Annotated in this window: 22 protein-coding genes and 5 tRNA genes; 14 read left to right on the top strand and 13 right to left on the bottom strand. The window is 42.4% G+C overall.

Annotated features, from left to right (window positions below; genetic code table 11):
* Positions 1–25 precede the first annotated feature (25 nt).
* Genes KDU71_RS01580 through KDU71_RS01595 form a run of 4 tightly spaced genes read right to left on the bottom strand, consistent with a single transcriptional unit; the run spans position 26 to position 3,425 of the window.
* Positions 26–1,192, bottom strand: coding sequence for a BamA/TamA family outer membrane protein (locus KDU71_RS01580; RefSeq protein WP_212188138.1), 1,167 nt, complete (start codon positions 1,190–1,192; stop codon positions 26–28).
* Between the two features lie 9 nt (positions 1,193–1,201).
* A complete protein-coding gene (locus KDU71_RS01585) occupies positions 1,202–2,437 on the bottom strand; it encodes an aminotransferase class V-fold PLP-dependent enzyme (protein WP_212188139.1) in 1,236 nt (411 codons plus the stop codon).
* 57 nt (positions 2,438–2,494) lie between these two features.
* Positions 2,495–2,914 (bottom strand): c-type cytochrome, encoded by a 420-nt coding sequence (locus KDU71_RS01590; RefSeq protein ID WP_212188140.1) that lies wholly within the window; start codon positions 2,912–2,914, stop codon positions 2,495–2,497.
* A 34-nt stretch (positions 2,915–2,948) separates the two neighbouring features.
* Complete coding sequence (locus tag KDU71_RS01595; RefSeq protein WP_212188141.1) at positions 2,949–3,425, bottom strand: DUF302 domain-containing protein; 477 nt, start codon at positions 3,423–3,425, stop codon at positions 2,949–2,951.
* Between the two features lie 141 nt (positions 3,426–3,566).
* Here KDU71_RS01595 and KDU71_RS01600 point away from each other — a divergent pair, with 141 nt between their 5' ends.
* From KDU71_RS01600 to KDU71_RS01610, 3 genes are all read left to right on the top strand, one after another.
* On the top strand, positions 3,567–4,115 hold the full coding sequence (locus KDU71_RS01600; protein WP_212188142.1) for an IS1096 element passenger TnpR family protein: 549 nt from the start codon (positions 3,567–3,569) through the stop codon (positions 4,113–4,115).
* A 7-nt stretch (positions 4,116–4,122) separates the two neighbouring features.
* The gene (miaA, locus tag KDU71_RS01605; RefSeq protein WP_212188143.1) at positions 4,123–5,031 is read left to right on the top strand and encodes a tRNA (adenosine(37)-N6)-dimethylallyltransferase MiaA; all 909 of its coding nucleotides are present in this window, start codon (positions 4,123–4,125) and stop codon (positions 5,029–5,031) included.
* Positions 5,032–5,100: 69 nt separating this feature from the next.
* Positions 5,101–5,550: an NUDIX hydrolase gene (locus KDU71_RS01610; protein WP_212188144.1), complete on the top strand. Its 450-nt coding sequence runs from the start codon at positions 5,101–5,103 to the stop codon at positions 5,548–5,550.
* On the opposite strand, the gene KDU71_RS01615 is transcribed toward KDU71_RS01610, so the two are convergent.
* Genes KDU71_RS01615 through KDU71_RS01625 form a run of 3 tightly spaced genes read right to left on the bottom strand, consistent with a single transcriptional unit; the run spans position 5,540 to position 7,807 of the window.
* A complete protein-coding gene (locus KDU71_RS01615) occupies positions 5,540–6,259 on the bottom strand; it encodes a class I SAM-dependent methyltransferase (RefSeq protein WP_212188145.1) in 720 nt (239 codons plus the stop codon). The genes KDU71_RS01610 and KDU71_RS01615 overlap by 11 nt on opposite strands.
* Complete coding sequence (locus KDU71_RS01620; RefSeq protein ID WP_212188146.1) at positions 6,259–7,212, bottom strand: glycosyltransferase family 2 protein; 954 nt, start codon at positions 7,210–7,212, stop codon at positions 6,259–6,261. Before KDU71_RS01620 ends, KDU71_RS01615 begins: the two co-directional genes overlap by 1 nt.
* Before the next feature lie 7 nt (positions 7,213–7,219).
* Positions 7,220–7,807, bottom strand: a complete 588-nt coding sequence (locus KDU71_RS01625) for a DUF4199 domain-containing protein (protein WP_212188147.1) — start codon at positions 7,805–7,807, stop codon at positions 7,220–7,222.
* 323 nt (positions 7,808–8,130) lie between these two features.
* On the opposite strand from KDU71_RS01625, the gene KDU71_RS01635 reads away from it, so the two are divergent.
* The 8 genes from KDU71_RS01635 (at position 8,131) to KDU71_RS01670 (ending at position 10,857) form a co-directional block, all read left to right on the top strand.
* Positions 8,131–8,204: transfer RNA gene (locus KDU71_RS01635), tRNA-Thr, on the top strand.
* A 163-nt stretch (positions 8,205–8,367) separates the two neighbouring features.
* A tRNA-Tyr gene (locus KDU71_RS01640) sits at positions 8,368–8,450 on the top strand.
* Positions 8,451–8,457: 7 nt separating this feature from the next.
* Positions 8,458–8,531, top strand: a tRNA-Thr gene (locus KDU71_RS01645).
* A gap of 15 nt (positions 8,532–8,546) precedes the next feature.
* Positions 8,547–8,619: transfer RNA gene (locus KDU71_RS01650), tRNA-Gly, on the top strand.
* A gap of 45 nt (positions 8,620–8,664) precedes the next feature.
* Positions 8,665–8,747 (top strand) — tRNA-Tyr (locus KDU71_RS01655).
* A gap of 103 nt (positions 8,748–8,850) precedes the next feature.
* Positions 8,851–9,153, top strand: a complete 303-nt coding sequence (locus tag KDU71_RS01660; protein ID WP_212188148.1) for a GIY-YIG nuclease family protein — start codon at positions 8,851–8,853, stop codon at positions 9,151–9,153.
* A 221-nt stretch (positions 9,154–9,374) separates the two neighbouring features.
* Positions 9,375–9,989, top strand: a complete 615-nt coding sequence (locus KDU71_RS01665; protein WP_212188149.1) for an L-threonylcarbamoyladenylate synthase — start codon at positions 9,375–9,377, stop codon at positions 9,987–9,989.
* Positions 9,990–10,512: 523 nt separating this feature from the next.
* Complete coding sequence (locus KDU71_RS01670) at positions 10,513–10,857, top strand: helix-turn-helix domain-containing protein (protein ID WP_212188150.1); 345 nt, start codon at positions 10,513–10,515, stop codon at positions 10,855–10,857.
* 6 nt (positions 10,858–10,863) lie between these two features.
* Here the strand turns inward: KDU71_RS01670 and KDU71_RS01675 are convergent, their stop codons facing one another.
* The 4 genes from KDU71_RS01675 to KDU71_RS01690 all read right to left on the bottom strand — a co-directional run bounded on the left by KDU71_RS01675 (position 10,864) and on the right by KDU71_RS01690 (position 15,767).
* Positions 10,864–12,252, bottom strand: coding sequence for a TrkH family potassium uptake protein (locus tag KDU71_RS01675; RefSeq protein WP_244828046.1), 1,389 nt, complete (start codon positions 12,250–12,252; stop codon positions 10,864–10,866).
* 125 nt (positions 12,253–12,377) lie between these two features.
* On the bottom strand, positions 12,378–13,826 hold the full coding sequence (locus KDU71_RS01680; protein ID WP_212188152.1) for a TrkH family potassium uptake protein: 1,449 nt from the start codon (positions 13,824–13,826) through the stop codon (positions 12,378–12,380).
* A gap of 395 nt (positions 13,827–14,221) precedes the next feature.
* Positions 14,222–14,599 (bottom strand): hypothetical protein, encoded by a 378-nt coding sequence (locus KDU71_RS01685; RefSeq protein WP_212188153.1) that lies wholly within the window; start codon positions 14,597–14,599, stop codon positions 14,222–14,224.
* 109 nt (positions 14,600–14,708) lie between these two features.
* A complete protein-coding gene (locus KDU71_RS01690) occupies positions 14,709–15,767 on the bottom strand; it encodes a DUF3810 domain-containing protein (protein ID WP_212188154.1) in 1,059 nt (352 codons plus the stop codon).
* A 121-nt stretch (positions 15,768–15,888) separates the two neighbouring features.
* Here KDU71_RS01690 and KDU71_RS01695 point away from each other — a divergent pair, with 121 nt between their 5' ends.
* The gene (locus KDU71_RS01695; protein WP_212188155.1) at positions 15,889–17,010 is read left to right on the top strand and encodes a GNAT family N-acetyltransferase; all 1,122 of its coding nucleotides are present in this window, start codon (positions 15,889–15,891) and stop codon (positions 17,008–17,010) included.
* Positions 17,011–17,081: 71 nt separating this feature from the next.
* A complete protein-coding gene (locus KDU71_RS01700; protein ID WP_212188156.1) occupies positions 17,082–17,999 on the top strand; it encodes a YitT family protein in 918 nt (305 codons plus the stop codon).
* Here KDU71_RS01700 and KDU71_RS01705 read toward each other — a convergent pair.
* Positions 17,962–18,669 carry a pseudouridine synthase gene (locus KDU71_RS01705; protein ID WP_212188157.1) on the bottom strand — a complete coding sequence of 236 codons (708 nt, stop codon included), beginning with the start codon at positions 18,667–18,669 and terminating at the stop codon, positions 17,962–17,964. The two genes, KDU71_RS01700 and KDU71_RS01705, sit on opposite strands and share 38 nt — an antisense overlap.
* A gap of 217 nt (positions 18,670–18,886) precedes the next feature.
* Here KDU71_RS01705 and KDU71_RS01710 point away from each other — a divergent pair, with 217 nt between their 5' ends.
* Positions 18,887–19,783 carry a DMT family transporter gene (locus KDU71_RS01710; RefSeq protein ID WP_212188158.1) on the top strand — a complete coding sequence of 299 codons (897 nt, stop codon included), beginning with the start codon at positions 18,887–18,889 and terminating at the stop codon, positions 19,781–19,783.
* Here KDU71_RS01710 and KDU71_RS01715 read toward each other — a convergent pair.
* Positions 19,773–20,732, bottom strand: a complete 960-nt coding sequence (locus KDU71_RS01715; protein ID WP_212188159.1) for a lipid A-modifier LpxR family protein — start codon at positions 20,730–20,732, stop codon at positions 19,773–19,775. The two genes, KDU71_RS01710 and KDU71_RS01715, sit on opposite strands and share 11 nt — an antisense overlap.
* Position 20,733 lies beyond the last annotated feature (1 nt).

Consider the following 20,733-nt stretch of genomic DNA (forward strand, 5'->3'; position numbering starts at 1 on the left):
TTCAGGAATATATGCAGTACACACTTTAGAAAGCTTCACGAATAGTGAAATAGACGCCATTATCACCTTTATTAGTCATACCAAAGTCCATTCTGAAGTTGAGTCCTTCTTTTGGCAATACCCTAAAACGAAGCCCGGCACCACCAACAACGTGTAAATCGGCCAGTGGACGCCGCATGAATTCAGGAGACACTTTACCCACACCAGAGAACACAACACCACCTAATCGCCACCAGATATGCTGACGCCACTCTGCCTGGGTAAACCAAGAGTGTTTATCGACATAACGGTAGGGGTGAGCAATTCCTCTCAACATGCGCTTTCCGCCAATGGAAGATAATTTATAAAAAGGCACATCGCCTGAAGTAGAGTTGACAACGGCCTGAAAGCCAAGGATAGATTTATCCCCATTGATTGAACAGAATTTACGTACATCAAGATTCCCTGACACAAAACTATAATCGCTACCGGTAAAGTTATCGTATGCGGTGGCCGTAAAAATTACAAACCAACCTTTCGTAGGATACAGTTGATCATCGCGATTATCGAAAGCCATACCCGGGCCGATACCATTGACCCATCCCCCTTCGTAACCAAGAACGGACGGATTCAGGAGATCGCCTTCAAAATTTGAGTATCTGTCGTAGTTAACATCCAACCTAATCCCCAAAAATAAACTCTCATTGATACCCTTAAGAATATTTGAATTAAATGCGAAACGATTGATGTCGTATCTCGAAAACGGAGGTTGCTTGGTTTGGTTGCCAATACCATAAAACTCATCGGGCAAATAAAGGTACTGAAACTTTGAAATAAACATCCAGCGATTGGCAGTAAAAGCCAGTGCATCGAGCTCCACCTCATACATTCCCTTGGTTGAAACCTTTATAGATGGTGCAAATGTAGTTGGGCGATAAAAACGACATTCATCTGTATGACGGGGTTTAATGCGCCACACCGGCATTACTCCTATTTCAAAACCGGTACGGGGTGAATAGCCCGCCATTGGATAGAAAGATAGAGTGGAACGACCACGCTCAACAGTTACCATATCAATCATATCCTCTACCAGCACGGCAGCCTGCTCTACAAAGGTTCTATTAGTTGAATCAGCCTGAGCGTCTTCCTGAGCCAATACAGGCCAGCTCAAGCACAACAATAAGCCCCCAATCAGATGATGAATTTTATACATGATGCAAATTTACAAAGCTTGTGTAAAATCAGCGATCAAATCCTGAACTTCTTCAATGCCCACGGATAAACGCATCATGGTTGGCCGGATATCCATAGCCTTCTTTTCTTCATCAGAAAACTCGGCATATATGGTGGACTCCGGATGAATGATTAATGTTTTATTATCGTTAAGATTAGTTGCCCGGCGCATCACCTTTAAGCGATTATATAACTGGAAACAAGCTTCTTTTGATTCTAAATCAAAGGTCATAACAGCACCTGGCTTGCCTCCAAACTGTGTTTGGGCTAAATCATAACCTCTATTGCCTGCAACTCCCGGATAGTTATACGACACAATGCCATGATGAGCCTCAAAAAAGGCTGCCAGCTGCTTGCAATTATCTACGCAACGATCAACTCGCAAAGGCATGATGTCGAGCCCCAAATTCATAAAATGAGCTGTATGAGCTGTCATCGTACCACCCAAATGCCTGAATATCTCCTTACGTATTCGGGCTACTAAAGCATCCTTTCCAAATTTGCCGGACCATTGCTTCAGCGCCGGCAATGATGAATAATCAAAAGTGCCGTTATCAAGAACTACTCCACCAAATGCAGCTGCTCCACCCGATATGAACTTGGTAGTAGACATCACCTCCACATCAACTCCAAATGATTTTGAGTTAAATACATATGGAGGTGTGATGGTGCTATCACACACTACCACAACATTATTGGCCTTAGCCAGCTCACTTAGTTGCTTCAAATCAACTATCTCCAACTGAGGATTCGTGATGGTCTCAAAGAAATAAGCCCTGGTTTTATCATCAGTGGCTTGCTGGACTGCTTCCAGGTTAGTCATATTCACAAAGCGAACTTCAATACCCAGAGCCGGCAATGTTTGCTTTAGTAAAGCATACGAATGACCAAACAACTGATTGGATGCTACAATATTTCCTCCACTTTCAACAAGACTGAGCAAAACATTAGAGATAGCAGCCATACCCGATGCAAGTGCTACAACAGCATCTGCATCTGTAACCGCCTTCATTTTCTGCTCAAAATACTCCACCGTTGGATTGGAAGTACGCGAATAAGCATGGGCAAACTTTTTCCCTGCAAACGTTTCGGCAATATCCTCAGCCGAGTCAAATTCATAGGCAACACCATCGTATACAGGCATATGCAATGCATTGTAGGCATCACCCTTAGGAAACCGGGCATGCAACGAGCGGGTAATAAATCCCTTTTTGTGATTATTCATTTATGGTATGTTTTGACTGTTCAGCTTGTAAAAATAGGTAAATAATATCAAGCTCAACTACCGCAGACTTTTAACTTCGGCTGGCGTTATAGCCTCGCCTGAATTACCAAAGCCAGAGCGTAAATAATTCAAAACATCTGCAATATCCTTATCTGACAAATTTTTATAACTGGCCATCACTCCATTGTATTTTTCGCCATTTACCTCAATCTCTCCACTTAAACCATGAAGCACTATATTGATTAATGGCTCCTTTTCGCCCGATACCACTTTGTTATCTGCCAGCGGCGGATACATACCAGGTATACCGCCAGCATTCTTTTGATGGCACGATAAACAATGACGCTTATATTGAATTTCTCCGGGGTGCTGTGTTTTTTCAACAGCTTTCACTTCTTGACTTTGCTCCTTTTTATTGGACGAAGAATTACAGGCCACAAACAGAATGGCCAAAACAAGTACTGCTAACTTCTGCATTAGGTATCTTTAAATTATTAGGTTGATTTAATTATTACTGAACTACAACGGATTGAATAATCTGCTCACTCTCATTACCAGCCACATCCATTGCCTGCTTAATGATGCCGCCAAACAAACCGCCCATCTTAACACTATTCAGCCGCGAAACATAAACATTTCCATCACTCTTTTCATACACCGAAATTCGGCATGGCATCAAGGTTGAGGCAATACGTTCATCATCTTTCGACAATATTAGCTGAGCTATATCAGGCTTACACACTTCCATTACCTTGACTTTATTAACATCATAGTTAAATTTAGCCATAGTAGCTTGCAAATCATGAACATGAGGTGTTTTCCAGCCTTTTTCATCAACAGCCGCCTGCAGGCGCTCCAGTGTTTCCTCAAAAGAATACATGCTTTGGCTTTCTACCAGCATCATTTTAGGTGCGAGGCTTCTTACAATAAAAAGCATTACCAGTGCACCAACTATTAATCCGATAATAACATAAATCATTTGCTTCATAATTAATAAGATTAATTTCATCGCTTAAGTAACAAATCATCGTTGAGCAATGTTTAAACCAAATGGATAACAAAATGCATCAGGTAAACGTTATTTTTAATACTTTTGCAGATCGGACTCCAACAACCAAAAACAAGCACGATGATTATATATCTGAGGATATTATCGAGTGAGGTCGATAATTTTGTGAATGAGATGGCCATAGATGATAGTATGTCATTTGCCGATTTACATTCATTTATTCAGAACACATTAAATTATGACGCCACACAGATGGCTTCTTTTGTCATAACTGACAGCCAATGGAATAAGGAAACTGAAATTACCTTGTTTGATATGGCCGATGACGACTCGGATAATATAAAGGTCATGCAGGACACGCTGCTGGCCGATCATCTGTTTGAAGAAGGTCAACGCATGCTGTATGTCTTTGATTTCTTCTCTGAGAGAGCCTTTTTTATTGAAGTGATACAAACAGCCAAAGGTCAACTTGAACAACCAAACAGCTACCGACTGGAGGGTGAAGCGCCTGAACAAATTAAAATCAGCGATTTCAGTGAAGACATTTCCAAGCCGGCTATTGACCAGTTTGATGACGAATTTGATGGTACACTCGACTCAATGAAATTTAATGAATTAGATGATCTGGACACCGATCTGAATCTGGACGATCTGGCCGATCAATACTAAACCTGCCATGACACATTCTCTTATTGTTTTAATTGGGCCAACTGGCATTGGCAAAACAGAACTATGTCTACAGCTGGCCGAGCACCTGAATACAGAAATAATTTCATCGGACAGTCGGCAAATATTTAAAGAACTTAAGATAGGCACTGCCGCTCCTACCGAAGAGCAACTCAAACGGGTAAAACACCACATGGTGGCCACCCATTCAGTCAACGACTATTACAATGCCTACCAGTTCGAACAGGATGTACTTAAATTATTGGACAATCTGTTTCAATCGCATCCACAGGTGTTAATGACAGGCGGTTCTATGATGTATGTTGATGCGGTATGTAAAGGTATTGATGAGCTGCCCACCATCGATCCGGAACTGCGCCAGGAGGTGATGGACTTATATAACAACGAAGGACTGGAGGCCATCAGAAGACAGCTAAAAATGCTGGACCCGGTATTTTACGATCAGGTGGATTTAAAGAACCACAAGCGAGTGATGCATGCGGTTGAAGTTTGCCTGATGACCGGTCAGCCCTATAGCTCACTACGCACCAATTCGAGCCGAAAGCGCCCCTTTAACATCATAAAAATTGGCCTGGACATGGATCGTGACGAACTATACTCACGCATCAATCAACGGGTGGACATGATGATTGAAGATGGCCTGTTTGAGGAAGCCAAAGCCTTTTATCACCTTAAGGAAAGCAACTCACTCAATACGGTTGGTTATAAAGAAATATTTGCCCATTGGGATGGCGAGTACGATGCCGATAAAGCCATTGAGCTAATCAAACGCAATTCGCGTCGCTATGCCAAGCGCCAGCTATCGTGGTTCAGGCGCGATAAAGAAATAAACTGGTTTCACCCTTCACAAGTGGCAGAAATCATTAAATTTGTTGATAAACAAATCGAATTAGTTTAACCCACCGGGCCAGTAGCAAATCCTTGCTCGCGGTTTACACACTTAATGGCCCGGTGTTTTTCTTCTAATATGAATCCTTTTGGTCAGTTCAATATTCGCGTTTACGGTTTGCTCATCAATAAACAGCAACAAGTATTGATTACTGATGAGTACCGGATGGGTATGTATATGACAAAGTTTCCGGGCGGTGGACTCGAATATGGCGAGGGCACTATTGAGTGTTTGAAACGCGAATTCAAAGAGGAACTCGACATAGACGTGAGCATCAAGGCACATTTTTACACCACCGACTATTTTCAGAAAGCTCTCTTCTTTAAAGATATGCAACTAATAAGCATATACTACCTTGTGAAGAATACTGATATAGAGAAAATACCCACCACCTCTGTCCTTAATCACATACCAGAAGTTGAAGGTGCTCAATCATTCAGGTGGCTTGACATCAAACATTCATCACCCGAAGAACTAACATTTCAGATAGATAAGAAAGTACTTGAGCTATTAAAAGCTACTTTATAGCCTCTACAACCAAATGAAAGGTAGTTGGCGACCACTGTGAGCGGTCAAAACCACCAAAACATTTGATGTCAGAAAAGTATGTATTAAGGATGGCTTCCAGCTGTTCTTTTCGAAGTGCCAGCAAAGGTACCGAGTTCTCCACCTTTGCAGTAGGCGTATGAAGCACCGTTGAGAAATCAATTTTACCATCAGGCAGATGCTTATAATGACGCACAAACGAATAATCAGAAGTACTGATGGTAGGCAGACTGGTCACTTGCTCGTTGAGTACACGATCGTAGTTCACGATTTGCAGCATTAACTTACCTCCTGCTTTTAGTCTGCCTGCAGCTTTTCCAATTGTTAACTCTACTTCATTGGCTGTATCCAGATGCACCAGCGTATTGCCAAAACACAGGACAGCATCAAACAGCATCGGTATAAAATAGGTATCCACCAATCGCATATCGCCCTGCTGAAACTGCAGGTCAAGTGCCTGAGGACGCTTCTCCTCTGCCTTACCCACCATTTCAGCATCAAAATCGAAAGCGCGCACCTTTGCACTCTGGCGGGCCATAGCTATAGATAAAGAGCCCGTACCACAGCCCATATCCAGCACACTTTTACTGGCAAGTGAACCATCACAAGCTTTCTGCACAAACTCGAGCTGTTTGGGATTAAGCGGAAAGACTGCATCGTAAGCCTCTACCAATTCACTGTAAAATACCATTAGTCAATCCTTTCTGAAATTTGGTAGTTATTTCTATCGTGACCATTGCGTGAGACAAGCTCAGCTAAAAAGCCTGCCATAAACAATTGCGTACCAATAATCATACTGGCCAAGGCAATATAAAAATACGGACTATTGGTTACCAAAGGCGCAGCAATGTGATAGTAAAAGACAGACAATAGCTTACTTAAACCTAACCACAAAGCCGACAAAAACCCAACCACGAACATCAGGGTACCCAATGCGCCAAAGAGGTGCATGGGGCGCTTACCAAACTTGGAAATAAAAGTGACCGACAACAAGTCCAGAAAGCCCTTAATGGTGCGCTCAATGCCAAATTTCGAAACACCATATTTACGTTCCTGGTGTTGCACCACCTTCTCACCTATTCGGCTAAAACCAGCCTGCTTGGCAATGAGTGGAATATAACGGTGCATTTCGCCATACACCTCAATATTTTTTACCACATCCAGCTTATAGGCTTTCAGTCCACAATTAAAATCGTGCAATTTAATGCCCGACACCATGCGCACCGTACGGTTGAATAGCTTACTGGGCAGCGTCTTGCCAAGGGGGTCGTAGCGTTTCTTTTTCCAGCCACTTACAATGTCGTACCCTTCTTCCTTAACCATACGCACCAATTCAGGAATCTCTTCGGGGCTATCCTGCAAATCGGCATCCATGGTAATCACCACATCACCCTGTGCGGCATCAAAGCCACAATACAGGCCGGCCGACTTACCATAATTGCGACGAAAGCGAATACCCTTTACATAAGCCGACTCCTGACGCAGCCCCTCAATCACCTGCCAGGAGGCGTCGGTACTGCCATCATCAACAAAAATGACCTCGTAAGACCAGTTCAGCGGGCTCACCACCCGCTGAATCCAGTTATATAATTCCTTAATTGACTCTTCTTCGTTGAATAACGGAACGACAATTGATAAATCCATAGTTTGCTTACTCTGTTGCTTCGGTAGGTTCAAATACCGGAGGCTCTTTTTTAAATATAGCTGCTAAGATAAGAGAAATAACAAAACCGAATATCGTCGTGAAAAGTATCGACTTCAATGGAGATACTAGTTTTGCATTATCAATCTCCTTTTGCATTTTTTCTTCCATCTTACTCATTTGCTCTTCAATAGCATCCGCAGGAACTCCACTAGACTCCATAAAACTCAAGGTCTTTTCCATAACCGCCTCTTGCGTCTTCTTAACATAGTCAGGATCGATAAAATTATTGAAGGCAATTGAATATAGGGCCACTATTATAGCAGCAACAAAAGTTGCATAAGTACCATACAGCAAACCTTGTTTATAGCTCATAAAACCACCCAATTCTTTTTTGTAATTCCTAATAATGAATATTAAACCGATTATAATTGGAAGGAACCCAAATACAATACCAATCCCGGCGAATCCCATTAGTGAGATTTTCTCAAGATCAACAATTACATACATTAGTACACTCAAGGCAACTAAAACAGCCCCAAAGATTACCCCATTATTGATCCAACTTTTTAACGGAGTCTTGTTTTCATTTTCCATAATTTAGTTTTTAAGTTATCGTCAACTAAAGTACAAATATCCTTTTAAACACGCCGAATAGAGCCCCAATTTATTTATCGGGCACTTGCGAAGAAAAAAAACGAAAATTTTTGTTTTTCATTTTCACCACTTTAGAAGTTTTAGGTAAAAAAAGTGTATTGGAATATTTGCAGGGATGAAAAATTGCCCTACTTTTGCATCCGCAATCAAGAAATAAACACGGGTAAGTCCCATACGACTAGCTCCTGTTGAATTCCCCCAGGGCCTGGCGGCAGCAAGGGTAGACGGTTGTAGCAGTGCGATATGGGTAGCTTACCCACCTTGCCTGTGTAGCTCAGCTGGCTAGAGCAGCTGATTTGTAATCAGCAGGTCGGGGGTTCGAGTCCCTCCACAGGCTCTGAAAACCAAACGGGTTTTTAGACAAATTAAAAGAGTGAAGTAACTTTGCAACTAGAGCATCCCGTTATGCAATACGGGAAGGTCGGAGTTTCAAACTACTCACATTATCTCAACAACAAACGCGTTGTGAGAAAGAATTAAAAATATTGAAAGTAATTGATGGGGAGATACCAAAGTGGCCAACTGGGGCGGACTGTAACTCCGCTGACTTATGTCTTCGTAGGTTCGAATCCTGCTCTCCCCACAAAATTGCCTGTGTAGCTCAGCTGGCTAGAGCAGCTGATTTGTAATCAGCAGGTCGGGGGTTCGAGTCCCTCCACAGGCTCAATATTTTTTTATTGCGGAAGTAGCTCAGTTGATAGAGCATCAGCCTTCCAAGCTGAGGGTCGCGGGTTTGAGCCCCGTCTTCCGCTCGAAGCCATTCAACTGAATGGCTTTTTTATTGAAATTTTTCAGTTGGGGAGATACCAAAGTGGCCAACTGGGGCGGACTGTAACTCCGCTGACTTATGTCTTCGTAGGTTCGAATCCTGCTCTCCCCACAAAAGAGGTTCTGCTAGCAATAGCAGAACCTTTTTTTGTATCCTATCGCCTCTGTCCAGCCATATTCATTTAGTATTAATTATAATTTAGTATCTTATAAATATGGACTACTACATTTATATACTTTACTCTAAGGTGGCTGATAAGTATTATGTTGGTTACTCATCCAATCCCCAAAAGAGATTGAAAGAACATAATTCTTACGAGAATAAATCCAAGTTTACTGCAAAATATCAACCTTGGAATTTAAAAGCACACTTCTTAGTTTCACAAACTATTGGCGAAGCCATGAGAGTAGAGCGTTTTATTAAACAACAAAAAAGTCGACATTTTTTGGAAAGGTTAATAAGTGAACATCATAATGCGGAGTTCATTAATGATTTGATTAAGAAGGTCATTGGCTAGAGCATACTATTTAATCTTAGAGAAATAGAGAGGTACAACAACACCTTTGTCTCCTGCCAACTAAGGTCCCGAAACTTCGGGATAACTCCGCTGACTTATGTCTTCGTAGGTTCGAATCCTGCTCTCCCCACCAAAGAGGTTCTGTTAGCAATAGCAGAACCTTTTTTTGTATCCCTTATTTAGATTTTATTTGCTACTTTTAAGCAAACTAAGCAATTATCATGTTTGTCAAGCTCTACCCGGAAAATCCGAACGAAAAAGAAATTCACAAAATAGTTGATGTGCTGCGCAATGGCGGTATCGTTATTTACCCTACCGACACCATCTACGGCATTGGCTGCGATATTAATAACGCTAAAGCTGTAGAAAAAGTGGCCCGCATCAAGGATATCAACCTGAAAAAAGCCAACCTCTCGTTCATCTGTTACGATCTGAGTCATATTTCAGATTTTACAAAGCCCTTAAACAACCATGTGTTTAAGCTGATGAAAAAACACCTGCCGGGACCTTACACCTTTATATTACCAGCTAACAGCAATGTACCCAAGCTGTTTAAAAACAATAAAAAAACCATTGGTATCAGGGTGCCGGATAATAATATTATACGTGAACTGGTAAAAGAACTGGGTAACCCTATCCTATCCACTTCGGTGAGGGATGAAGATGATGTGATAGAATATACCACCGATCCTGAACTCATTTATGAGAAATTTGCCGACCTGGTGGATGTGGTGATTGATGGCGGCTATGGCGATAACGAACCTTCAACCATTATTGACTGCACCAGCGATGAACTGGAAGTTGTAAGGTATGGAAAGGGAGAAATCGAACTCTAGCTGCGCCTGACGATTTCCTAGAACTTTGGAAAAGGTCTTCTCTTTAAGAAATGGACGCTTTCCCTGCGTAAATCTGCGCTATCTGCAGGATACATGAATCAACTTGTGAAGCGTACATGCATATTCGAACCATATGACGTTCTGGTAGCGCTTCGTATCTTATCACGGCCTCACTTATTGGCAAAAAACACCTTCTGACATTGGTAATTCACTAATGAGTTTCTATTTGGCACAACTCTTCTATGGTTATAGATAATTTAAATACCTAAGTAAACAATTATCATTTAGTTATAGCTAGTTTGTATACCATTTTAAATAATTACCATTTGGTTATAGCTAATTTAAATACTATTTGAAGCAATTACATTTTAGTTATAAAATGTTTTGATACTATTCTGAACAAATACATATTGTTTGACACTATTTACATTTTAGCTTAAATCAATTACCTTGCTTTTAAAACAATTGAGAATACTGTTTACACAATTTATATCAACCAACAACAAACTAAACCTCTTCAGACATGCTACGATACAATTTCACCCGCATCTTTAAGGCCAAAGCCATCGACCGCCCATTTACCTTTCTTCGCAAAGCCGGCTTTTCAGAAAGCTTTGCCAGTAAAGTGAAGAACAACCGCGTTAACCGCCTAAACCTGGATTTACTGGAGCGCTTGTGCATATGCATAGGCTGCACGCCCAACGACTTTATGGAATATACTCCAAGAAATGAGTCAATACCAGCCAATCACCCCTTGAACGAACTGCGACGAACAGAAAAAGTATTTGATCTGACCAGGGAACTCAACTCCTTGCCTCTTTCAACATTGGAAGAAGTAGAGCAACTAATCAAAAGCCGTAAGGAGTAAAAACAACTACTCTTTCCAAAAATAAGGTGAAAACAATACGATGATGGTAAACAGCTCTAAACGACCTATCAGCATCAGGAAAGACAGGAACCACTTGCCAAAAGCCGGCACTTCGTAGAAGTTGAGGGCCGGCCCCACATCGCCCAGTCCAGGACCAATATTACCTATGGAGGTAGCCACAGCACCCAGGGCTGTATCCAGATCAAAGCCCATGATACTCATAATAATCATGGCAATGCCCACCGTCATCATGTAAATAACGATAAAAGCCAGTACATTGGTGATGATGCCCTGGTTAACGGCCCGGTTGTTATACCTCACCGGAATCACCGCATTGGGGTGCACCAATCGCTTCAACTCAAAGAAACTGTTTTTCATCAGCAGCACAATACGCACAATCTTAATACCTCCGCCTGTAGAACCAGCCGAACCTCCTGTGAACATCAACAGAAAGATGACGATACTTAAGAATGGTACCCACAACAGATAATCGGCGGTAGCATAACCAGTTGTGGTTATAATCGATACAACCTGAAACAAACCATCGCGCCAGGCCTTTTCAAATAATGCATGACCCTCGGTAAAATAGAGCACAGCGGCCACCAGTACACTCACGCCAATAATGATACCTGTATAAGCCTGAAACTCCTCGTCCTTTATCACCTTTTTCAACTTACCCCGCAGAACACTGTACGACAGGGTAAAATTGGCACCTGCAATAAACATAAACAGGATGATTACATATTGAATATAGGGTGATGAAAAATAGGCTACACTGGCTTGTTTGGTTGAATAGCCGCCGGTTGCCATGGTAGTAAACGAGTGACAGATGGCATCAAAAGGTGTCATACCACCTATTACCAAAAGAATTGCTTCACTGATGGTGAACAGCACATAAATGCCATACAAGCGCTTGGCCGTTTCGGTAATGCGCGGATGCAGCTTATCGGGTGCGGGCCCGGGCACTTCGGCAATAAACATCTGCATACCTCCTACTCCCAATACCGGTAATATGGCCAACGATAATACGATGATACCCATACCGCCCAGCCATTGAATCAGGCTTCGCCAAAACAATAAGCCATGGGGTAAGGCCTCAATATCATTTAATATACTACTACCGGTAGTTGTAAACCCTGAAATGGTTTCAAAAAAAGCATCGGTATAAGATGGAATTGCGCCACTCAGATAAAACGGCAATAAACCAAAAAAGGAGAACACCACCCACACCAGGGCTACAATCAGGTAACCTTCTCGCTTACCAATATTCTTTGGCGCCTTCCACAACAGAGCACTGGCTGTGCCTCCCAAAGCAATACAAATAGCAGCTGAAATAAGATGATAGGGCAAATCGTATTCGCCATACAACAGAGATACGCCGGCCGATAGTAACATAAAAACGCCTTCAACGACTAAAAGCAGACCGAGTACCAGAATTATAAATCGAGTGTTAAGCATTATTTCTCACAGAAATTTCAGTAGCAAAGATGTTACTTTTTCAATTAATATGTGTGTCTATTTTAATTATTCTTCCAAAAACCGGGCGAGAACAATATCAGTACTGTAAACAATTCAAGACGACCAAGGAGCATTAGTAACGACAGCACCCACTTAGCAGCCTGAGGCACTGCAAAAAAGTTATTAACCGGGCCAACAGTGCCAATTCCCGGGCCTATACCACCCATGGTAGTGGCGGCAGCCCCCATGGCCGAGTCCATATCCATACCAAAAAATGTGAGGGCAAAAGTGCCAATTGAAAAAATAGTCATATACAACATCACAAAAGCCAACACCTTGTACACCGTTTCGGCAGCAATGGTTTTTTCCTGAATACGAAGCGGAATAACTGCGTGCGGATGCACCATGCGCTTAAACTCCAGCAAGGTATTTCTGAACAGGATGGAGTGTCGCATGATCTTAATCCCCCCAGACGTACTACCCGCACAGGCTCCACTAAACAGCAACAGAAACATCAGATAGGTCAGGTAGGGGTGCCAGGCCGTATAGTCGGCTGTTGCAAAACCCGTGCTGGTCACCAGGCTTACCACCTGAAACAAGGCTTTGCGCAATGATTCTTCGCCATTATGATGATCCAGAAAAACCAGTGTAACCGTAACAATAGCAGTAACAATCGCAATCACGGTCAGGTACACCCTGAACTCCTGATTTTCGAATACCTTTTTGAGTTTACCTTTCCATACAAAATAGAACAGCGTAAAGTTGGTACCGGCAAATAGCATAAACACAATGATGACGTATTGAATATAGGGCGAATAACCCGCAATACTATCATTCTTAGTGGAAAAACCACCGGAGGCAATGGTGGCAAAACTATGGCAAAAAGCATCAAAAACAGGCATACCGCCAAGTACCAGAAAGCCTGTCTCTAGTAAAATCAGGACCACATAGATACGCCACAGCAACTTGGCTGTATGTTTCACACGCGGATGCAGTTTATCATTGGTAATGCCTGCCGCCTCGGCATTGTATAATGACATCCCGCCAAAACCAAAATAAGGTAAAATAGCCACGGCCAATACCACAATGCCCATCCCGCCAATTAAATGGGTAATACTACGCCAAAGCAATATACCATGAGGTAAAGCCTCAATATCAGTCACCACAGATGCTCCGGTGGTGGTAAAACCCGAAATGGTTTCGAAAAAGGCATTGGTAAAACCCGGAATAGTGCCGCTTAGTATATAGGGTAAACTACCAAATAAGGACATGATGATCCACACAAATGTCACAATCACGAAACCTTCGCGCCGACCTACATCAACTGTTTTAGAGCGCCACACCCAACTTGATATACCTCCAATTATCAGACAGGTGACGGCCGAAATCAGGTGCGCCTGTACATCATCTTCTTCGCACAAATAGGCCACCAGAGCACACACAAACATAAACACACTCAATGCCAGAAGTATATGCCCCAGCACCTTACCTATAAAACGATAATTTAACATTCCCCGTAATAAATAGAACAAGATGCAAAGTTGATATTTTTTTGGCGATATAGTAAATAATGGGCATTAAGATTTTATGAAGAGATGGATGACAGAGGACGGATGATAATGGGAAACCCCAAGCTGATAAAAACCAACCCTAAACTGTGAAAAGGATCGCATCTCTATGTCCAAGCTTTTCATAAAGATGAGATCCCTATCACTAGAACCAGTAAACCAGAACCCTCAACCCTAAACCTCAGTCACCGGTCTTCTGTCTTTCAAAAAACTCCGAGTCTTTGCGCCTCTGCGTTTAACTCCTTACCTATCAAACCCCGAAACCCGAAACTGAGAACTCTCAAAATTCGGACAAAAAAAAGGGGCACAAGGCCCCTGATATCATTAGTCTGTTATTGCTATACTTCTACTGCATCCTTCGACACCAGCCAGTCTTTGGCCATATCGAGCGTTTCGAACGAACGAATATCCCGCCCTGTTATCTTCATAATACCATTATATACGATGCGCTGCAAACCCGATAAGCCCACCACTGCTCCATGACTCACATAGGCTTTGTTGCCGCCAATAAATTCTGAAAACGCATTTTTAATCTCTGAATTGAAGTGCATCCCTTGAATATTAGTCAGGGTTATTACTGACTTTTCGGGTTGCATCCGAATGTAATCTTTACTTTCTTTAATCAGTGCTTCCACTTCAGGAGTGGATCGAATGCCGGTAAAATCCATATAAAAAATACGTTTACCATCGTGATGAATGATTTCGGGCTTTCTCATTTTGTGTTGGTTTTAACGTTTACAAAAATAATGAGCAGTCAAGTAATTGCTTAGCCATTTATCAACAATAAAGTGCTTTTTATCAAAGGATTCAGACTCATTGACCAGATTATTCTGACGTTTTTAAATCCATCACATATTTTACGACTCCTTCATAATCGTCGATGCCAGCTTCAACACTATTGCTTTTCAGGTAGGCATCATTCACTTTTTCAGCCACCATATCTACCCTCCTGTTCATGAGTTGCATCCAGTGAAACTGCGATTTATAAAAATCATGTCGCACCTCATAACGGATATTCTTTACCAGCTCCCTGAACCCTTCATAACGGTAACAGGCGTAGGCAAAATAGCGCAGTAAATATAAGTTAGCGCTGTAGGCTAAACGCTTATCAGCAGAGTGCGTACAAACGTACCAGGCATAAAAATTAGCTTCGGCCTCGCTGGTAATCCCCAGCTGATGCGCCATCTCGTGTGCCATTACAGCCGGCAGTTCAAGCGGCAACATATACCGGTTGACATGTACCTCTCCAAAGAAAGGTCCATAATAGCCCGATATAGTGGCGGAAGCAAACAAGCGACTGAGTGTAATAACTTTTGGATGGCCTTGGGCTGAAATGCGATCAATCTTCAAAAAATCTGCATGCTCCCGGTAAGCACTCGCCAATAAATCACGCACTTCTGTTTCATCAATAGTATATATGGGGGTATAACTACTATTCACTTTCTCTATCAGCCAGCCGAACACCTTCATCAGCTCTTCAACATTAGCCTCAGCTGTTTGCAATTCAAGGCGTGTAGTTAAGTCATTACGGTAATAATTAAACCCCCATAAGATATTAAACAGACTATAGGTCAGTGCCAGCGTAATAACCAGGCATTTAAAATACTGCAGCCATGCCATTCGCCTAATTAACACCCATACAGTAATGAAGAGTCCGCCGCTAAGCAGAATGCCATAGAATAAATCATCCAGTGAAAAAGGAAACAGATTACTGAAGGCCGAAAGACCGGTAATTACAAGCGGATAAAACCCTTGCGAATACCAGCTTTCCATCCAACCGGGGTGATGCAAGCCCATACGGGTAACTGCAAATACCATCAATGCCAGCACTAGCGATAGACTCAGTGTCGTAAAGACATATTTCTTCAGCAACTTCTTTATCATAACACTAAAATACACATTCTATGTCCTAAAACAGAAAACTCTTGCCCCTATTATCACTTTTTTTCAGGATTAACCGGATTTTATGTATTAACTTCGCGGCAATAATATAAATCTTTTCAATATGGCTATTGAGATAAAAGAGGTAATTGACAATAAGACACTTAACGATTTCGTTAATCTACCATATACACTTTATAAAAACGAGGCCAACTGGGTGCCTCCAATGAAAAAAGACGAGTTGCATGCCTTACTGCCTGATAAGAATCCGGCCTTTGAATTTTGCAAGGTAAAAATGTGGGTAGCCTATCAGGATGGCAAATGCGTGGGACGAATTGGTGGCATTATCAATTCTCTTTGGATCGAAAAGAAAGGCCAGAACATTGGACGTTTTACCCGTCCTGAATTCATTGACGACAAAGCGGTAAGCCAGCAACTGTTTGAAACTGTTGAACAGTGGTTCAAAGCAGAAGGTATGGTGGAGATGCAGGGACCATTAGGTTTCTCTAACCTTGATCATCAGGGCTGTTTAATTGAAGGGCACGACTGGCTACCTTCGGTGGCTTCTGACTATCACATGGCTTATTACCAGCAGCATTTTGATGCACTGGGCTACGAAAAAGAGATTGACTGGGTAGAGTTTCGTATTACCTTTCCGGATGCACTGCCCGAAAAAGCGTTCAAGGTGGCCGATATGCTAACGAAGCGCTATGGTCTACAGGCCTTGAATTTTAAATCGGGCAAAGAGCTCGAACCTTATAAGCAAAAGGTATTCGCTTTATTTAATAAGGCCTTTGCAGAGCTATTTGGCACATTCCAGCTGCCCGATAAAATGGTGCAATTTTACATCAATAAGTACTTTCCCATATTAAATCCGCGCTATGTTAAAATCATCCTGGATAAAGAGGATGAATTGGCAGGCTTTTTGATAGCGCTCCCATCGCTTTCAGAAGCCATGCAAAAAGCTAAAGGCAAACTGCTGCCATTTGGCTGGTGGCACATCATGAAAGCGCTTAAAAAACCCAAAGAGATGGATTTGATGTTGACTGGTGTAAAGCCTGAATTACAAAAGATGGGTGTCGCTGCCCTGTTGATGAATGATCTTTGGAAAACAGCCAAGGAGGATGGCGTCAAGTACGTGGAAACCACGGGTATGTTAGAAAATAACCATGTGGCTATTCAGATGTGGAAGTCGTTTGAACATATCCAGCATAAGAGAAAGCGTTGTTACAAAAAAGCACTATAAGAACACAATAAAGAAGATTTTAGATGCAAAGGTGCTTGTTTAACAGGCACCTTTTTTAATGGATGAAAGTGATGACAAAATCAGTTATTTTAAAAGAAGCAAAGAGCTATGCCATTATAACCCTGGGCCTGATGGTAAGTGCCATTGGCTGGACCGGGTTTATTATCCCATCCGATATTGTTGGTGGTGGTGTAATGGGGTTATCCTCATTATTGTATTTCATTTTTGATTTGCCTGTTGGCCCTACCAACCTGGTTCTCAATGGCGTTCTCATCCTTTTATCGATGAGAATCCTGGGTAAAGGCTTCGGCATTAAAACCATCTACTCGCTGGTCACCCTGTCGGTTTTTATTACCGTGTTTCCCTATTTCATCACCGAACCCATTGTAACCGATCGTTTTATGGCGGCTATTATTGGAGGTGGTTTAGTGGGCGCCAGCATTGGCATCTTGTTTGTACAGGGTGGCAGCACCGGCGGCACCGAAATCATTGCCATGATGATTAATAAAAACCATAACATCAGCCCGGGCCGTATTATGGTGTTCTGCGATATATTCATCATCAGTTCCTCATTCATTGTATTTGAATCGCTGGAAACAATGGTGTTTGGTTTTGTAGTAGTAGGCCTGATGTCTTACATTGCAGACATGCTGCTGACCGGTTCACGCCAGTCGGTTCAGATATTGATCATCTCGCAAAAACCGAAAGAAATAGCCGATAAGCTATCGTCGCAAATCAACCGTGGCCTCAGCTTTTTAAAAGGGCGTGGCTATTACTATGCTGGCGATCGCGAATTCATCATCACCATTGTTAAAAAGTCGGAATCACACATGGTGTTTCAAATCATTAAAGAAACCGACCCTGATGCGTTTATATCGGTGGCCAATGTGATGGCGGTTTACGGCGCTGGTTTTGACCAGTATAAGCCACCATTGAACAGCAAAAAGAGCACTAGGCCAAAGAATACTGAAGTCCGGCCAGTTGAGTAAGTACCCTATCAAAAGCCTCAGGTATTTCTGCTTCGAGGCTTATTTTTTGCCCGCTTTGCGGGTGCTGAAACTCCAGTGATGCCGCGTGCAATAAGAGTCGCTTTACCCCCGTCACCTCGGTCATAATCTTGTTAAGCGTCCAGTCGCCATGCTGTGTATCGCCCAATATATCTGTACGATTCATGGCAAAATGCTGCCGCAACTGGTGCCACCGACCTGTTTGAGGCATGGCTCTCACCAGGCTGATAGGCACATTCACTTCCTGCTTATAACAAATCCCTGTTTCTACTGTCGAAAGGGTTTTGTAAGCTGTTTCCGCAGCTTGTCGTTTCTTCTTTTTCTTAATCAATACAGGTGAATCAAACACCCCCTCACCAGGTAAGCCTTTGCTCACCAGTAAGTAGGTCTTTTTCACCTCACGTTGCTCAAATTGACGACTAAGGATGCCGGCAATTTCTCTTGTTAATGCTAAAACAATCACCCCGGATGTTTTAGCATCCAGCCGGTGCACCGGAAAAACCGATACGCCGGTTAGCTGGCCCACTTCCTTGGTCAGATAGACCGCATCAGCCGGCATAAAATCATTTTTATGAACAGGCAAGTCTACGGGTTTATTAACCGCTATTATCGACTCATCCTGGTAGATAATGTCCTTTGGTGTTATAAGCATAGAGCAAAGATAGCTTTTATCTGACGATAAAGAGCTTTGGGCGTTTAGCTAATGACAATCAGCCATCAAGTTCAAACATCTTGCAAAGTTTGCCGAGTGCTTAAATATCTTCTTCAATGTACCAACCAGATGCCTTTATCAGAAGCACTGCCGGCCACTGACTAACAAACTATAATCAAAAATACTTACTACTTTTGTGCGCCATAATTACCAACTGATGCAAAAAGAAAGATTTAAAAATACCCTATTGGCCATAATCGCCTGCTTACTATGGTCAACTGCCTTTGTGGGCATTAAGATAGGTCTCAAATACACGACGCCATTGCAGTTTGCCGGATTACGTTTTTTCATATCGGGGCTATTGTTGCTCCCCCTGGTACCATCGTTTTCCAAACTAATAAGTGTCATCAGGCAAAATCTCTGGCTAATACTGAAAGTTTCAGCCTTTCAAACATTTATTCTCTATGCCCTCTTTTATTGGGGAGTTGATATGATTGATGGGGCGCTGGCAGCCATTATCATTGGTTCGCAACCCTTATTTGCTGCGCTTACTGCACATGTGATGATGCAAAATGATAAAATGAGCCTTCGTAAATTGCTGATTATTTCGTCAGGCATTGGGGGCATTGTATTAATTGCCTTGCCCAAAGGCATTAACGGCCCCAATGAATGGACAGAACTGCTGGGCATGGCATTGCTGGTATTGGCCAACATCGCCTCTGGCATTGGTAATGTGGTGGTCAGTAAAAACCGTCAAAGTATATCCCCTGTGGTATTAAATGCTTCTCAGATGATATTGGGCGGCTTGCTTTTGTTTGTAGCATCCCTGTTCACTGAACCCTTTTCAGGCTTTGTATTTCCTGGCGAATATTATGCAGCACTGGGCTGGCTAAGCTTTTTATCTGCCACTGCCTTCTCCATATGGTTTTTCCTGCTGCAAAAACCCAATATTAAGGTGTCTGATTTGAATATCTACAAATTCATCATCCCGGTTTTTGGTGCTACCCTCAGCTGGCTGATTTTGCCAAACGAATCGCCCGATATTATTTCCATCGTTGGCATGTTGATTATTGGTGCTTCAGTGGTACTATACGGCCTGACGGCTAAAAGTTAAGAAACAGCTTCGTACTGGTGTACCAATGGTGAGAACCCGATTTAAATTCTTTTGACTGCAGGTATACATCAAAACTAAGCCCAAATGACCTGAAATGGGCGCCGATACCTGAACGCCAGGTACCAATTAATTTACTCATTTCGTCAAATTCAATGTAATGTATTTTTGGGTTTCGGTGCCAGCCTCCCATCATTGTACCGTTGTACGCAACGGCCGTTATGTTTGGTTCTGTTTCGAAGAATAACTGCCAATGGCTGCTGCCGTTGAGCAAAGGCAAACCCAGGCTCTCATAATAGTCATCCATTTTACCAAGTCTGAAAAGTGCTCCAACCGAAGCATCATCGTGCAAAGTACCAATGCGGGCTTTGCCTAATGCATACAAGCCCAGCCCTCTGGATTCATACACTTCCTTATATACCTTCAGGTTGTAGTTAACAATAGGCCAGTTGTACTGCTGATACTGCCAGCCGTTGGGCAGCTGATTCTCGGTTAAGTCATGGTACTTATACTGCACCTGGCCAGCTCCCGAAGCAGGCCCCATCACACCTAAATCCAGCTCACTATGGTACATCCATCCACTATTCCTGTTAACAGCCCTCGAATGAGATGTCACTACTAATACTCCGGCATAAGGCCTGTCGGCATATTGTATCTCATCACTCTTTATATCCTTTGGGGTGTATGTTTTCTGAAAAATTGAAATCCCATTGATGACCTCCACATATCCTTTGGGTTTCAAGAGGATAAGATTGACCGGATTTCGATCGAAAAAAGGATGGTAGGACGTAAATGACATGCCCTGGGTATAATAATAATCGGTCATCATAAACACATCATTATCCCATTGAAGCTGGTAGAACTTACTGCTTATTGGCTGCTGTGCGCTTAGTCCCCAGGTTGTCATAAACACCAGCAATATGCCACAAATAATATGTTTTAACCTATACACA

The sequence above is a fragment of the Carboxylicivirga sediminis genome (genome assembly GCF_018156225.1).
In the GTDB taxonomy this organism is placed as follows: domain Bacteria; phylum Bacteroidota; class Bacteroidia; order Bacteroidales; family Marinilabiliaceae; genus Carboxylicivirga; species Carboxylicivirga sediminis.